The sequence below is a fragment of the Gluconobacter albidus genome, from assembly GCF_002723915.1.
In the GTDB taxonomy this organism is placed as follows: domain Bacteria; phylum Pseudomonadota; class Alphaproteobacteria; order Acetobacterales; family Acetobacteraceae; genus Gluconobacter; species Gluconobacter albidus.
In genome coordinates, this window is the sequence record NZ_BEWL01000001.1 from 454,619 (window position 1) to 469,292 (window position 14,674).

Here is a 14,674-nt window from a genome sequence, read left to right on the forward strand (position 1 = left end):
CTCTCCAGTCATGGTGCGCCCATCCCGCGAACCGTGTTCAGGGACTTTCAGGGCGCGGAATCGTCCTGCTCCAGCGTGGAAAGCAGGTCCACCTGGCTCGCGGGCGGGTTCAGACCCAGATGACGCCATCCGGCCTCACCCAGCATCCGCCCACGCGCCGTTCTGAGAACAAGCCCTTCCTGGATCAGGTAAGGCTCGATCACGTCTTCCAGCGTATCGCGCGCTTCGGCAAGCCCTGCCGCCAGCGTTTCCACGCCCACCGGGCCGCCATGATGATGTTCGGCAATCCGCTTCAGATAGCGCCGGTCCATTGCATCCAGGCCTCGCTCGTCAACTTCAAGCCGCCCCAGAGCAGCATCGGCCAGCGCACGGTCCACGACCGCATGCTTCGAGACCAGCGCAAAATCCCGCACGCGGCGCAGCAGACGCCCCGCAATCCGAGGCGTGCCGCGCGAACGACGGGCGATTTCTTCTGCCCCATCGTCCGTCAGACGCATCCCGAGCTTCAGAGCCCCGCGCGAGACGATCGCCCGCAGTTCTTCCGGCGTATAGAATACCAGCCGCAGCGGAATTCCGAACCGGTCCCGCAAAGGGGTTGCCAGCAATCCCGCACGCGTGGTCGCGGCCACAAGCGTGAACGGCGCCAGATCAATCCGTACGGACCGCGCAGCCGGGCCTTCGCCGATAATCAGATCGAGCTGGAAATCTTCCATCGCCGGATAGAGGACCTCCTCGATCGCCGGCTGAAGACGATGGATTTCGTCAATGAACAGCACGTCACGTGGCTGGAGATTCGTCAGGATCGCCGCCAGATCGCCCGCCCGCTGGATGACCGGCCCGGATGTTGCCCGGAATCCCACACCCAGTTCCCGCGCAACGATCTGCGCCAGCGTCGTCTTGCCCAGGCCCGGCGGTCCGTGCAGCAATACATGATCCAGCGCCTCTCCACGTGCCCGTGCAGCCTCGATGAAGATGGCAAGATTTTCGCGGCTGGCTTTCTGGCCCGTAAAGTCCGCAAGCGTTTCAGGCCGCAGACTGCCCTCGCCCGTATCCTCAGGCTGACGGGCCGGATCGGTTTCGCGGTAGGTGTCACTCATCGCGCGAGATCCTTCAGGCTCAGACGAATTGCCAGATCAAGCGTCGCATCCTCGTTCTCGGCCAGTACCTTGCTCAGAACAGGCCACGCCTCGGCCCGGCGGAACCCGAGCCCCGCCAGCGCCAGCAGCGCATCGTTCTCGACACTCGGCCCAGAGACAATCCCGGGTGCGGATACGGTCCCGCCCCCGCCCGGCATTTTCGCAACCTTGTTGCGCAATTCGCTCAGAATACGATCCGCCAGACGCGGCCCCACGCCCGCAGCCCGCGTCAGTGAGCCTTTGTCTCCAGCATTGATCGCCAGCAACAATTCGCCCGGACTGTTCGCCGAGAGGATCGCCAGCGCCACTTTCGCGCCCACGCCCTGCACGGTCGTCAGCAGACGGAACCAGTCCCGCTCATCCGTGGTCGCAAAGCCGAAAAGCTGGATGGCATCCTCGCGCACGATCGTCTCGATCAGCACGCGTGCCACGGAAGGTGGCTGAGGCAGTGCCGCCAGTGTGCGGGTCGAGGCCGAAACCACATATCCCACGCCATTGACGTCAACGATGCAGCGCTCGCCCTCGATCTGTCCGACGAGTCCGGTCAGTTGCCCGATCATGCCATGCGCTTCCCAGCCACGACATGCGCCGCACTCGCGCGGTGATGGGCATGACAGATTGCAACGGCCAGCGCATCGGATGCATCGGCCTTGCGGATCTCGGCGCCCGGCAGCAGCCGCTTCACCATCATCGTCACCTGTTCCTTGGTTGCAGACCCGGTTCCGACCACGGACTTCTTGACCGTCATCGCCCCGTATTCCGCAACCGGAAGCCCTTCATAGGCCGGCGTCAGCAGAGCCACCCCACGCGCATAGCCGAGCTTGAGCGTTGAGGAGCCGTTACGGTTCACGTAGGTCTCCTCAACAGCCGCCTCGGCGGGTGCGTATTCGCGGATCAGCTTTTTAAGCGCGCCATGCAGCTCACACAGGCGAAGCGGCACGGATTCGGACCCATCGGTCCCGATGACCCCCGAAGCCACATGTTTCAGGTGATTACCGTCCACGTCGATGATGCCCCAGCCCATGAAGCGCAGGCCGGGGTCAATGCCCATCAGGCGGATCAAGCAGCCAGCGCCTCGGCCACGTCGTCAGGAATGTCGAAATTGGCGTAGACGGCCTGAACGTCGTCATTGTCTTCCAGCACGTCGATCAGCTTCATGACCGAACGCGCCTTGTCCTCATCCAGCGTCACGCTGTTTTCCGGACGCCAGTCGAGCTTGGAAGACTTCGGCTCACCGAAACGGCTTTCAAGCGCATCGCGGACAGCGAAGAAATTTTCCATCTCGCAGGTGACTTCATGACCGTCTTCGGTAGTGACGGCATTATCCGCACCGGCCTCAATCGCGGCTTCCAGCATTTCGTCTTCCGAGGCCACATCCAGCGGATAGCTGATGACGCCCAGGCGCTGGAACATGAACGAGACCGAGTTCGTCTCACCCATCGAACCGCCATGCTTGGAAAACGCCGCGCGCACTTCGCCGGCCGTCCGGTTGCGGTTGTCCGTCAGCCCTTCAACGATGATCGCAACACCCGCGGGGCCGTAGCCCTCGTAACGGACTTCGACGTAATCATCGCCACCTGCGGTGCCAGACGCCTTCTTGATGGCGCGCTCGACATTGTCCTTGGGCATGTTGACTTCACGCGCCATGGACAGCGCCGCACGCAGACGGGGGTTGGAGGCGGCTTCGGGCAGACCCGAGCGCACCGCAACCGTAATTTCACGCAGCACCTTGGCGAACTGCTTGGCCCGCTTGGCATCCTGCGCACCCTTGCGGTGCATGATGTTCTTGAACTGTGAATGACCGGCCATCGGTCGCTCCTTCCTCTATCGTCGCGTCAGAGGCTCAGGCGAGCCTGCCATGACAGTGTTTGAACTTCAGACCCGATCCACACGGGCAAAGGGCGTTTCGCGGCGTCTCCGCATACCAGCGCTGAAGCGTCGCCGCATCAGGCTCTTCCCCAACCGGCACGGGCTGCGGACGTGACATCGGCGCCGCGGACGGAAAGACCGTCATCGGCTCCCGGACAGGCAGGGATGCCGGAATTTCCGAACCCGTCGTGCCCTGCGCGAACAGGCCAGCAGGCTCTTCGGACGGGCCGGACGCCTCGGTGTTGATGACCGGGAACGGCGGCGGCTCGGACACGGCCTGAATGCGGCACATCGTCTCCGTTACGCGGACCCGCATGTCGTCAAGCATCGCCGTGAACATCTGGAAGGCTTCCTGCTTGTACTCGTTCAGCGGATCACGCTGCCCGTAAGCCCGCAGACCAATGCCCTGACGGAGCTGGTCCAGCCCATGCAGATGCTCTTTCCAGACCGCATCGAATGTCGTGAGCACGACCTGTTTTTCGATCAGGCGCATCAACTCGGGGCCCATATTAGCCGTCCGCGCTGCCTGCGCCTTCGCGGCTTCGGCCTGAATGCGCTCGATCACGCCTTCGGAATCCATACCGTCTTCCTTCGCCCAGTCCGCGATCGGCAGATCCAGGTTCAGAATGCGGGAGACGTCTTTCGCCAGCCCTTCCGTATCCCAGGCCTCGGCAAAGGATTTTTCGGGAATATGGGCGTGCACCAGATCCTCGATCGTATGTTCGCGCAGTTCGGCGATCACACCCGACAGATCTTCCGTCGCCATGTATTCGCGGCGCTGGGCATAAACCTCTTTGCGCTGGTCATTCATGACGTCGTCATATTTAAGCGTGTTCTTGCGCATGTCGAAATTGCGCGCTTCAACCCGCTTCTGCGCCTTTTCCAGAGCCTTGTTCAGCCAGGGATGAACAATCGCCTCGCCTTCCTTGAGGCCCATCTTCTGCATCATCGCGCCCATGCGGTCGCTGGCGAAAATGCGGATCAGGTCATCTTCAAGCGACAGGAAGAAGCGCGAGTTGCCCGGATCGCCCTGACGACCCGAACGGCCTCGAAGCTGGTTGTCCACACGGCGGCTCTCATGGCGTTCGGTGCCGATCACATACAGACCACCCGCCTTGTGAACCTCTTCGTGATGCTCCTCGATGCTCTCCCGGATATCCTGCTCGACAGCCGTACGCTGTGCTTCGTCTTCAACATGCTCGATACTGGCCTTCACCAGCATCTCGATATTGCCACCCAGTTTGATGTCGGTTCCGCGACCGGCCATGTTGGTCGCAATCGTGATCGCACCCGGCGCACCCGCCTGGGCAACGATGATGGCTTCCTTCTCATGCTGCCGGGCATTGAGCACGTTATGCGGAATGCCGCGCTGCGTGAGGATATGGGAGAGGTATTCGCTCTTCTCGATGGACGTCGTGCCCACGAGAATGGGCTGGCCCGTCTTGTGGATATCGCGGATCAGATCGGCCACGGCATTGAATTTTTCCGCTGCCGTCAGATAGACCTCGTCATCCGTGTCGATCCGCTGCACCGGCAGGTTCGTCGGGATTTCCACCACGTCGAGATGATAGATTTCCGCGAACTCGTCGGCCTCGGTCATGGCCGTACCGGTCATGCCCGAAAGCTTCGGGTAGAGGCGGAAATAGTTCTGGAACGTGATGGAGGCGAGCGTCTGGTTCTCCTGCTGGATCTCCACATGCTCCTTGGCTTCCAGCGCCTGATGCAGACCGTCCGAATAGCGGCGCCCGTCCATCATACGACCGGTGAATTCGTCGATGATGACGACCTTGCCCTCACGGACGATGTAATCCACGTCGCGTGTGAACAGCGTATGCGCCCGCAGGGACTGCTGGACGTGATGAACCACCGCCACGTTGTGAATGTCGTAAAGGCCGCCTTCCTGAAGCACCCCGGCCTGCGCCAGAAGCTCTTCGACACGGTGCGACCCTTCTTCGGTCAGCGTGACCGAACGCAGCTTCTCGTCCTTGTCGTAGACGTCAGGCTCTTCAACGAGCTTCACGACCACATCATCGACAGAGCGATACAGGTCGGAGCTGTCATCCGCCGGACCGGAAATGATGAGCGGCGTCCGCGCCTCGTCGATCAGGATGCTGTCCACCTCATCCACGATCGCATGGTTAAACGGACGCTGCACCATATCGGCGAGCGAATATTTCATATTGTCGCGCAGATAGTCGAAGCCGAACTCGTTGTTCGTGCCGTAGGTGATGTCCGCCGCATAGGCCTCGCGACGCTCACCATCGGACAGGTTCGGGATGATCACACCCGTCGTCAGCCCGAGGAAGCTGTACAGAACAGACATTTCCTCGGCATCACGGCGCGCGAGATAATCATTGACCGTAACGACATGCACACCCTTGCCGCTCAGCGCGTTCAGATAGACCGCAAGTGTTGCCACAAGGGTCTTGCCCTCGCCCGTCCGCATTTCCGCGATCCGACCGCCATGCAGGACCATGCCGCCAATGAGCTGCACATCGAAATGACGCTTGCCCAGAACGCGGCGCGACGCCTCGCGGCAGACCGCAAAGGCTTCCGCCAGCAGGCCATCAAGGGTTTCGCCTTTCTCAAGCCGCTCCCTGAACTCGACCGTTTTCTGTCGGAGCTGCTCGTCAGAGAGAGCCTGGACCGCAGGCTCCAGTGCATTGATCTCGGGCACACGGCGCTGATACGCCTTGAGCGTGCGATCGTTGGCAGAACCGAAAAGGGCGCGGGCGAGGCGTGCGAACATGCTGAACCTTGAGATGCCGATGGCCCGGAACGCCAGATCTTTCCAGAAGCGGAAAGACCCGCACACCGTGCCGTCAGGATTTTCACGTCTGCTGGAAATAGGACCGGGGCCGCGTAGGGTCAATGGAGAGGCCGCAGAGAACCTTGAGGAAATGTCCGCATTGTCATCGCAGTGTCACATCCAGCCCGCAGCCCGTGCCCCATACGACACCCTCGTGAAGGAATGGTAACGGACCGCACCCTTGCAGGGCGGACCAGCCTTTGTCATGGTGCAGGCCATCCTTATTCTCAGGTCATATCCGAGGTAGTCCCACATGCGGCTTTCCCGCTCCACTTTCGCTCTCGCAGCCCTCCTGGCCGGCACATCGGTTGCTGCATCGACGGCTTTCGCCGCCCCTGCTCCCGCTCCGGTCGCAACGGCTCCTGCGGCAGCTCCTGCTCCTGCAGCCAACCCGGACATGCTGATCGCGACCGTCAACGGCTCGAAGATCACACTTGGTGACGTGCAGCGCGCTGCCGGCAACCTCCCGCCCCAGGCCCGGCAGATCCAGCCGTCCGTTCTGATCCCGCTGATCGTCAACCAGCTCGTTGACCAGAAGGCCGTTCAGATCGCTGCCGACAAGGAAGGCCTGAGCCGCAAGCCGGACGTGAAGGCTGCCATGGACGCCGCTGCCGCAAACGCTCTGCAGAACGCCTATCTCGAAGAAAAGGTCGGCCCGCTGGTCACCGATTCCACACTGCACGACTTCTACCAGACGCATTATGCGAACAAGAAGCCGGAAGAAGAGATCCACGCCCGCCACATCCTCGTGGACAGCGAAGCGCAGGCCAAGGACATCATCGCCCAGCTCAACAAGGGTGCTGATTTCGGCAAGCTCGCCGCACAGCTCTCCAAGGACAAGGGTTCGGCTGGCGCAAATGGTGGCGATCTCGGCTGGTTCAAGAAGGCCGACATGCTGCCTGCTTTCTCCGCTGCCGCCTTCGCCATGAAGCCGAACACGATCTCCCAGACCCCTGTTCACACCCAGTACGGCTGGCACGTGATCCAGGTTCTCGCGACCCGCACGGCCCCGATTCCGACATTCGATCAGGTCCACGACCAGGTCCGTCAGGAACTGATCCGCGACAAGGTGCGTGACATCGTACAGAACGCCGAATCCCAAGTGAAGGTCGTTCACTACGACGCACAGGGCAAGGTCATTCCGGACGCAGCGCCGGCTGCCGCACCTGCAAAGAAGTAAGACCATGGCAAAGCCGCTCCCCGTCTCTCCGCTCGCTCGTCCGCTGCCGGACCTTGCAACGATTGCGGGCGTGCGGCTTTCCGCCGTCGCCGCGGGCATCCGCTATCAGGGCCGTACGGACCTGATGCTGGCGGAATTCGTCCCCGGCACGGTCGCGGCAGGCGTCTACACCAAAAACGCCTGCCCCGGCGCCCCGGTGCTCTGGTGCCGGACCGCGCTGACACCCCCCTATGCCCGCGCCCTGCTCGTCAATGCAGGCAACGCGAACGTCTTTACCGGTCGCGCCGGAATTCAGGCCTGCGCAGATTGCGCTGACGCCACCGCACGGCTTCTGGACTGCCCCCCGCAGGACGTCTTTCTCGCGTCCACGGGCGTGATCGGCGAAAAACTCCCCCAGGACCGCATCATCGGGGCCCTCCCCGCCGCCAAGGCCGGGCTGGACGAAAACGGCTGGGCCGATGCCGCCCGCGCCATCATGACGACGGACACCTTCCCCAAGGCCGCACGCCGTGACGTGACGATTGCCGGAACGCCCGTCCGCATTCAGGGCATCGCCAAGGGTTCGGGGATGGTCGCTCCCGACATGGCCACGATGCTGGCCTATGTCGCAACCGACGCGAAACTGCCGCAGAACATCCTTCAGTCCCTGCTGGCCTCGGGCTGTTCCCAGAGTTTCAACGCCATCACCGTCGATTCGGACACGTCCACATCGGACATGCTGATGCTGTTCGCCACCGGACTGGCTGACAATCCCGAGATCGACGACATCAACGACCCCGCTCTCGCCGAGTTTACCCTCGCGCTGAACGACCTCCTCTTGGAGCTCGCGCTCATGGTGGTCCGCGATGGCGAAGGGGCAACAAAGCTCGTCCGCATCGGCGTCACGGGTGCTGAAAGCAACCTTTCCGCCCACCGTATCGCGCTCTGCATCGCCAATTCCCCCCTCGTAAAAACCGCCATCGCGGGCGAGGACGCCAACTGGGGCCGTGTGGTCATGGCCGTTGGAAAAAGCGGCGAACCAGCAGATCGCGACCGGCTTTCCGTCGCCATCGGTGGCACGTGGATCGCCAGAGAAGGTGGCGTCGTCGAGAATTATGACGAAGCCCCGGTGGTTGCCCACATGAAGGGTCAGGAAATCGAAATCGTCGTCGATCTCGGCCTCGGTGACGGCGAGGCCCGTGTCTGGACCTGCGATCTGACGCATGGCTACATCGACATCAATGGCTCCTACCGCAGCTAAACGTATCCAACACGTCAGCGAGAGCGGGGCTTGTGCGTCCCCGCCTCTGTCGATAGCAAAATCTGTTGTTGATACACTTCAGGCGCTCGCAAAACCGGGTGCCGTTTCGCACCTGATATAAGGAAAATGTCCATGTCTGCTGCAGCTCGCGTGCTTGTTCTTGGCGGTGGCGTCGGTGGGCTTGAAGCCGCTGCGGCTCTGGGCCGTCACCAGAATATTTCCCTGACACTCGTTGATCGCAGCCCCGTCCATTACTGGAAACCGGCCCTTCACGAATTCGCTGCAGGTACCATGCAGCATCAGGGCAACTGCATCCCCTTTACTGAAACAGCAGCCAAATTCGGCTTCACCTTCGTCCAGGGCAGCCCCACGACGGTCAACCGCGACAGCAAGACAGTCTCGCTCGATACCGGCGCCACGCTGCCCTACGACTATCTGGTGGTGGCCCTCGGCTCGCGCGCGAATGATTTCGGCATTCCCGGCATTGTCGATCACTGCATGTTCATTGACAGCCTGAACGATGCCGATGCCCTGTTCGCAACCTTCCGCGAAGCGGTCCAGAAGGCCCGGGCGGCTGGCGAAAAGCTCTCCGTCGGCATTGTCGGCGGAGGTGCAACGGGCGTGCAGCTCATTGCCGAGTTGTGCAAGTCCATTGACGACGCCCGCGGTCTGGGTCCTGCCGTTCGCAAATCCCTGCTGAACGCCGTGCTGATCGAAACCGGACCACGCATCCTTCCGGCCTTCCCTGAAGCCGTCTCCTCGGCCGCCGCACGCCAGCTCGAAAAGCTCGGAATTTCCGTGCGAACCGAAGCCATGGTCGTCGGTGCGGACGAAACGGGTTTCAGCCTCAAATCCGGCGAACATATCCCCGCCAGCCTCCGCGTCTGGGCAGCTGGCGTGCGTGCTTCGGATGCCACGAACCTTCTCGAAGGTCTGGAACGCGGTCGCTCAGGCCAGCTTGGCGTCACCACGACGCTTCAGACCACGCAGGACCCGTCCGTCTTCGCGATCGGTGACTGCTCCCGCATCGACGCCGCGCCGATTGCCCCCACGGCACAGGCCGCACGCCAGCAGGGTCAGTATATCGGACGCGCCCTGCCGGACATCATCGCCGGCAAGACCCCCACCCCGTTCGCTTATAACGATCGTGGCGCTGTCGTGGCCCTCGGGGACTATAACGGCTGGGGTATGCTGGACGCCAAGCGCAGTTTCGGGGGCGGTCTGCTCTCGGGTCTGGCCGCGCGCCTGATCCATGAAGGCCTGTACCGTCAGCATCTCGCGGGCATTCTGGGCGTCACACCGACGGCCTGCAGCACGCTCCGCGAGCATCTTTCTCCGGTCAAACCTGATCTGGGGAGCTGAAAACCCTTTTCAGAACCCTGTCAAAGGGGGAATGTGGAACGTAGTGTCCCCAGACCCTGCGTCCCCTGTTCCGAGGATTCATGAGCCCCACCGATCTCTCCCCGCCCTTTGACAGGGTTCTGACCGGCATCGAAGACACCCTGCTGGAAAAAGGGTTCGCCTTCCTTCAGGCCCAGACCACACGCCCGCTGCTCGAACATGAAGGCCTGACCGACTGGCAGGGCTTCGCCGAGAGCTGGAACCATCTGGGCCTTGACCGTTACATGGCGGATGGCGGCCGTTACCGCCGTCGCCGCTATGCGACCTTCGCCGTCTCGGGCGAGACCATCACACGAAAAAAACATCAGCCCCATTACCAGAGCCGGGACTACAACCTGCTCAATGGCGGCGTTGAACGCTGGTTTCCGGCCGTGGCGGATTCGACGGCATCCCATCCCGCCATGACAGCCGCAATCCGCACCATCAGCACGATCGCGGATGCCCTGACGCCACCGACGGAAAAGCCCCCGTCTTGGCATGTCGAGGTGCATCAGTTCCGCATTGAGGCCCGGCCCGGCAATGAAGGACGCCCCACACCTGAGGGCCTGCACCGCGACGGTGTAGACTGGGTTCTGGTCCTCATGGTTGCCCGGCACAACGTGGAACAGGGCGTCACCACCATCCACGACATGCGAAAGGAACCGCTCGGCTCCTTTACCCTCATCAATCCGCTCGATGCCGCCATCGTGGACGATCACCGCGTCTATCACGGCGTTACAGCGGTACAACCTGTCGATCCGTCTCAGCCGGCTTACCGGGACGTGCTCGTGGTCACGCTCCGTCATGAATGACATCAGAACCTTCACAGATGCCCGTCTTCAATTTCGTGTTATGATAGGTCTTATGTCGATCCAGCAGATTCTTTCCCGCCGCGCGGCAGTTCTGGCCCTGTCCGTCATGCTCCCCGCAGCGTTGTCCTGTGCGGATGCCGCCACCGGCAAAAACCATCACCATACGCGTCACGCCGCGCAGCCTGCCAATGCCGGTGCGGCTCCCGTCATCCTGACGGCGCATCCGGGAACGAAGCTGGATGAAGACGCCCGCAAACTGAACGAAGACGACCTGCAGGACGCGGCCAAGCATCACGATCAGCCGGTTGTACTCGTCGGTTCCGCATCGCTCTCGTCCGGCAAGAATGACGAAGCCCTGTTCGTACAGCTCCAGTCCGCCCGCCTCTGCGGCTCCGCAGGCTGCACCACCTCGGTCTATCTGAAGCACAACGATACCTGGAATACGGTTCTGGACTCGGTGAACGGCGATATTTCCGTCCTGCCCACACGCCATAAAGGCATGCACGACCTTCTGATCAGCCCGAACGACCGCTGGATCTGGAACGGCAAGGAATATCAGGACACGCTCAGCGCCCCGCCGATGCCCAAATAACTGCTGTTTTTTCTGGAAGGTCTGGAGCGGGCGAGGGGAATCGAACCCCCGTATGCAGCTTGGGAAGCTGCCGTTCTACCATTGAACTACGCCCGCACTCGGCGCTGAGCATAACTGCTCCGCCTTTCTTCCGCAATCCACCTCACCCGAACTTCAGGGTGTTGACGCAAAACCGAAATACAGCCCATAGTCCGGCTGTCAGAAGCGCTCCGACGTAGCTGACCCTCGTGATTTGAGCGGCCGGCTTGCGGCGAGGTTAAAGAATTGCGCTAAAGAGGCCCTGCGTCGTTATCGAACGATTCCCAGGACTTCCACGGCCCGCCACATGCGTCCTGTTCAGCAGGGCGTTTTATGGAGGGACACATCATGTCTACAGAAAACTGGCGCACCGCCACGCGCCTCCTGCACGAAGCCCCGAACCGCACAGAATTCGGCGAGACCTCGGAAGCCCTCTTCCTGACCTCCGGCTTCGTCTATGACAGTGCTGAACAGGCCGCCGCAACCTTCACGGGCGACGTCCAGCATTTCCAGTATTCCCGCTTCGGCAACCCAACCGTCGATACACTTCAGGAGCGCCTCGCACTCCTCGAGGGTGCTGAAGCCTGCGTTGCCACCGCAACCGGCATGGGCGCCGTCTCCTCGGCTATCCTGTCGCATGTAAAAGCCGGAGACCGCGTCGTGGCCTCCCGCGCCATTTTCGGCTCCTGCTACTGGATCGTCACCAACCTCCTGCCCCGCTACGGCATCGAGACCGAACTGGTGGACGGCACGGATTACGACGCCTGGGAGCGCGCCCTTTCCAAGCCGACGGCTGCGGTTCTGATCGAAAGCCCGTCCAACCCGATGCTCGACGTCCTCGACATCGCCCGCGTGGCCGAGCTGACGCACAAGGCTGGCGGCCTGCTGATCGTGGACAACGTGTTCGCAACACCGCTCGGGCAATCCCCGCTCAAGCTGGGCGCCGATGTGATCGTCTATTCCTGTACGAAACATATCGACGGTCAGGGCCGTGTTCTTGGCGGCGCAGTGCTCGGGTCCAGCGCATGGATCAACGAGACGCTTCAGCCCTACACCCGTAATACCGGCAATGCCCTCTCGCCGTTCAACGCCTGGGTTCTGCTCAAGGGTCTGGAAACGCTCCAGCTCCGGACGGACGCCATGGCCCGCAATGCCGCCGCCGTCGCCGATGCGCTGGCCGAACTGCCAGGTGTCGTTCAGGTCCGCTATCCGGGCCGCGCCGACCATCCGCAGTATGAACTTGCCAAAGCACAGATGAGCAATGGCGGCTCCATGGTGGCGTTCGTGGTGGACAAAGGCCGTGAAGGCGCATTCGCCTTCATGAATGCCTTCAAGGTCATCGCGATTTCCAACAATCTTGGCGACGCCCGCAGCCTTGCAACGCATCCCGCCACGACGACCCATATGCGCGTCAGCGAAGATGAACGCGCGCGTCTGGGCATCACAGACGGAGCCATTCGCCTCTCCGTCGGCCTCGAAGATCCTGCAGACCTGATCGACGATCTGAAGCGCGGTGCCGCAGCAGTTGCGGCCCTTGCATAAGTTTTCCTGACAAAAGGGCGGGATGGCTTTACAATGGCATTATGCCTGACAAGTCATCCCACCCCCTTCTCCATGCCGACCCCGAAACGGCACTCGCCGAAGCCATGGAAACTGCACCATGCTTCAGCAAAACCACGGACGACGTGACAGTCACGGTCCGGACCTTCTGGCTGGACGACCAGTCCCATCCTGAAGACCACCAGTACGCCTGGGCCTATCACATCAGCATCGAGAACGAGCGGAAAGACACCTTCCAGCTCCTGTCCCGGAGTTGGGAAATCGTGGATGGACTGGGCCGCAAGGAGCATGTCCATGGCGATGGCGTCGTCGGCGAACAGCCGGTGATCGCCCCGCAGGAACAGTTCGACTACACGTCCGGCGCCATGCTGACCACGCCCTCGGGATTCATGCACGGCACCTATCACATGCTGGAGCCGCGTTCGGGCCACCGCTTCGACGTCAGCATCCCCGTGTTCAGCCTCGACAGCCCCCACGACAGCACGCTGATCCACTGACAGGCCGTGCCGGGAACCTGCGCAGAACGGCGCGGACAGCAGCGCGACCTTGACGTCCCTGCCGTCCCGGCCCATTCCTCCCCCATGCGTATCGCTGCCCTTCTTCTCGCTGCCGGTCGTGGCCGGCGCTTCGATGCGTCCTCGCCGAACGGGGACACTTCTTCCAAGCAGTTCCGGATGCTGCGGGGCAAACCCGTCATCCGCAGAGCCGCCGAAGCCCTCCTGCCGCATGTGGACGTGCTGCTGCCGGTTGGGGACGATCCCCTGCTGGCCGACAGCCTGAAAGGGCTGGACGTTTTGCCGCCCGTCAGCGGCGGTACGGAACGCCATGACAGCGTGCGCAACGGCCTCGAAGCCCTTGCTGCCCTCCCCGAGCCGCCCGATCTGGTGCTGGTTCATGACGGCGCCCGCCCCTGCGTCCCGGCAGACGTCGTACAAAACGTCATCAGCGCGCTGAAAACCCATGAGGGCGTGATCCCGGCCGTCGCCGTCATCGACACGATCAAGAAGGCCACCGACGGCATCATCGTCGACACCGTCCCGCGGGACGGACTGTGGCGTGCCCAGACCCCGCAGGGCTTCCGCTTCGGCACCCTGCTCGAACTTCACCGTACCCTGCGCGATGCCCGCACCGACGACGCCGCCCTGCTCGAACAGGCAGGCCATCCGGTGGCGATCGTTCAGGGGTCGGAAGACAATATCAAACTGACTGTTGCGGAGGACCTGATGCGTCTTGAAGGTGTGATTGACCGGAACCTGCTGCCCCGCGTCGGACTGGGCTATGATGTCCATGCCTTCGAGGAAGGCCGCAAGCTGATCCTGTGTGGTATCGAGGTGCCCCATACGAAGGGCCTCGCCGGGCATTCCGACGCCGATGTCGGCATCCACACGCTGTGCGATGCCATTTACGGTGCACTGGCTGAAGGCGATATCGGCCGCCATTTCCCGCCTTCCGACAATGAATGGAAGGACATGGACTCGGCACGCTTCCTGATCCACGCTGGCGAACGCATCCGCGAGCGCGGCGGATTTCTCGTGAACGCCGACGTCACGCTGATCTGCGAACGCCCCAAGATCGGCCCCCATGCCGAAACCATGCGTCAGCGTCTTGCCGATCTGCTGAAGGTTAGCATCAGCCGCATCTCGGTCAAAGCCACGACCTCCGAGCGCCTGGGCTTTACGGGCCGTGAAGAAGGGATTGCCGCCACCGCGACCGTCAGCATCATGGTCCCGGATAACGGAGAAGCCTGACCGGCAGTTCCGGTTACGAAAAAGCCCGGCCTTCCTCACGGAAACCGGGCTTTTTTATTGCCTGAATAACCGGAAAATCAGCCGTGAATGGCGCAGACCACCACGATCAGTGGTGTCGCGGCCAAAAAGAGCCAGGCTCCTATGGAGCAGGTTTTCACGATACGGGTACCCATGTGACGCAGCAGGGGCTTACGAACGGATACAGACATAATTTCCTCGACTCTGACAGTATTCGACAGAACCGGAAATAGCGCCCGGTCCCCGGCGGGGGCGAGTCACCAATCATCTCGTTCTGTCACATGGCAGGGCCTTCAATGATCCCCGAATATG

14 protein-coding genes, 1 tRNA gene and 1 riboswitch are annotated in these 14,674 nt (G+C 62.0%); of the genes, 8 read left to right on the plus strand and 7 right to left on the minus strand.

Going from position 1 to position 14,674, the window contains the following annotated elements; translation table 11 throughout:
• Positions 1 to 47: 47 nt before the first annotated feature.
• The 5 genes from ruvB to secA are packed head-to-tail and all read right to left on the minus strand — an operon-like array spanning position 48 to position 5,754.
• The gene (gene ruvB, locus GAL01_RS02165; protein ID WP_062029165.1) at positions 48 to 1,097 is read right to left on the minus strand and encodes a Holliday junction branch migration DNA helicase RuvB; all 1,050 of its coding nucleotides are present in this window, start codon (positions 1,095 to 1,097) and stop codon (positions 48 to 50) included.
• Positions 1,094 to 1,696: a Holliday junction branch migration protein RuvA gene (ruvA, locus tag GAL01_RS02170; protein WP_062029166.1), complete on the minus strand. Its 603-nt coding sequence runs from the start codon at positions 1,694 to 1,696 to the stop codon at positions 1,094 to 1,096. Before ruvA ends, ruvB begins: the two co-directional genes overlap by 4 nt.
• Entirely contained in the window at positions 1,693 to 2,199 is a 507-nt protein-coding gene (gene ruvC / locus GAL01_RS02175) for a crossover junction endodeoxyribonuclease RuvC (protein ID WP_041111979.1), read from the minus strand. Before ruvC ends, ruvA begins: the two co-directional genes overlap by 4 nt.
• A complete protein-coding gene (locus GAL01_RS02180; protein WP_062029168.1) occupies positions 2,196 to 2,945 on the minus strand; it encodes a YebC/PmpR family DNA-binding transcriptional regulator in 750 nt (249 codons plus the stop codon). The genes ruvC and GAL01_RS02180 overlap by 4 nt, the downstream gene beginning before the upstream one ends.
• 34 nt (positions 2,946 to 2,979) lie before the next feature.
• On the minus strand, positions 2,980 to 5,754 hold the full coding sequence (secA, locus tag GAL01_RS02185; protein WP_062029178.1) for a preprotein translocase subunit SecA: 2,775 nt from the start codon (positions 5,752 to 5,754) through the stop codon (positions 2,980 to 2,982).
• Positions 5,755 to 6,067: 313 nt separating this feature from the next.
• Between secA and GAL01_RS02190 the strand changes: the two genes are divergently transcribed.
• The 5 genes from GAL01_RS02190 (at position 6,068) to GAL01_RS02210 (ending at position 11,018) form a co-directional block, all read left to right on the plus strand.
• Positions 6,068 to 6,994: a peptidylprolyl isomerase gene (locus GAL01_RS02190; protein WP_062029170.1), complete on the plus strand. Its 927-nt coding sequence runs from the start codon at positions 6,068 to 6,070 to the stop codon at positions 6,992 to 6,994.
• 4 nt (positions 6,995 to 6,998) lie between these two features.
• Positions 6,999 to 8,234, plus strand: coding sequence for a bifunctional glutamate N-acetyltransferase/amino-acid acetyltransferase ArgJ (gene argJ / locus GAL01_RS02195; RefSeq protein WP_099253042.1), 1,236 nt, complete (start codon positions 6,999 to 7,001; stop codon positions 8,232 to 8,234).
• Between the two features lie 132 nt (positions 8,235 to 8,366).
• Positions 8,367 to 9,596 carry an NAD(P)/FAD-dependent oxidoreductase gene (locus tag GAL01_RS02200; protein WP_062030073.1) on the plus strand — a complete coding sequence of 410 codons (1,230 nt, stop codon included), beginning with the start codon at positions 8,367 to 8,369 and terminating at the stop codon, positions 9,594 to 9,596.
• Between the two features lie 80 nt (positions 9,597 to 9,676).
• Complete coding sequence (locus tag GAL01_RS02205) at positions 9,677 to 10,426, plus strand: 2OG-Fe dioxygenase family protein (RefSeq protein ID WP_062030075.1); 750 nt, start codon at positions 9,677 to 9,679, stop codon at positions 10,424 to 10,426.
• Between the two features lie 52 nt (positions 10,427 to 10,478).
• Complete coding sequence (locus tag GAL01_RS02210; protein ID WP_174694422.1) at positions 10,479 to 11,018, plus strand: hypothetical protein; 540 nt, start codon at positions 10,479 to 10,481, stop codon at positions 11,016 to 11,018.
• Between the two features lie 22 nt (positions 11,019 to 11,040).
• Here the strand turns inward: GAL01_RS02210 and GAL01_RS02215 are convergent.
• Positions 11,041 to 11,114, minus strand: a tRNA-Gly gene (locus GAL01_RS02215).
• A 118-nt stretch (positions 11,115 to 11,232) separates the two neighbouring features.
• A riboswitch (SAM riboswitch) is annotated at positions 11,233 to 11,312 on the plus strand.
• A gap of 72 nt (positions 11,313 to 11,384) precedes the next feature.
• Between GAL01_RS02215 and metZ the strand changes: the two genes are divergently transcribed.
• The 3 genes from metZ (at position 11,385) to GAL01_RS02230 (ending at position 14,344) form a co-directional block, all read left to right on the plus strand.
• The gene (gene metZ, locus GAL01_RS02220) at positions 11,385 to 12,578 is read left to right on the plus strand and encodes an O-succinylhomoserine sulfhydrylase (RefSeq protein WP_174694423.1); all 1,194 of its coding nucleotides are present in this window, start codon (positions 11,385 to 11,387) and stop codon (positions 12,576 to 12,578) included.
• A 41-nt stretch (positions 12,579 to 12,619) separates the two neighbouring features.
• Entirely contained in the window at positions 12,620 to 13,093 is a 474-nt protein-coding gene (apaG, locus tag GAL01_RS02225; protein ID WP_062030082.1) for a Co2+/Mg2+ efflux protein ApaG, read from the plus strand.
• Positions 13,094 to 13,177: 84 nt separating this feature from the next.
• Positions 13,178 to 14,344, plus strand: coding sequence for a bifunctional 2-C-methyl-D-erythritol 4-phosphate cytidylyltransferase/2-C-methyl-D-erythritol 2,4-cyclodiphosphate synthase (locus tag GAL01_RS02230; RefSeq protein WP_062030187.1), 1,167 nt, complete (start codon positions 13,178 to 13,180; stop codon positions 14,342 to 14,344).
• 77 nt (positions 14,345 to 14,421) lie between these two features.
• Here the strand turns inward: GAL01_RS02230 and GAL01_RS15925 are convergent, their stop codons facing one another.
• Positions 14,422 to 14,553: a hypothetical protein gene (locus GAL01_RS15925; protein ID WP_255308563.1), complete on the minus strand. Its 132-nt coding sequence runs from the start codon at positions 14,551 to 14,553 to the stop codon at positions 14,422 to 14,424.
• Positions 14,554 to 14,674 lie beyond the last annotated feature (121 nt).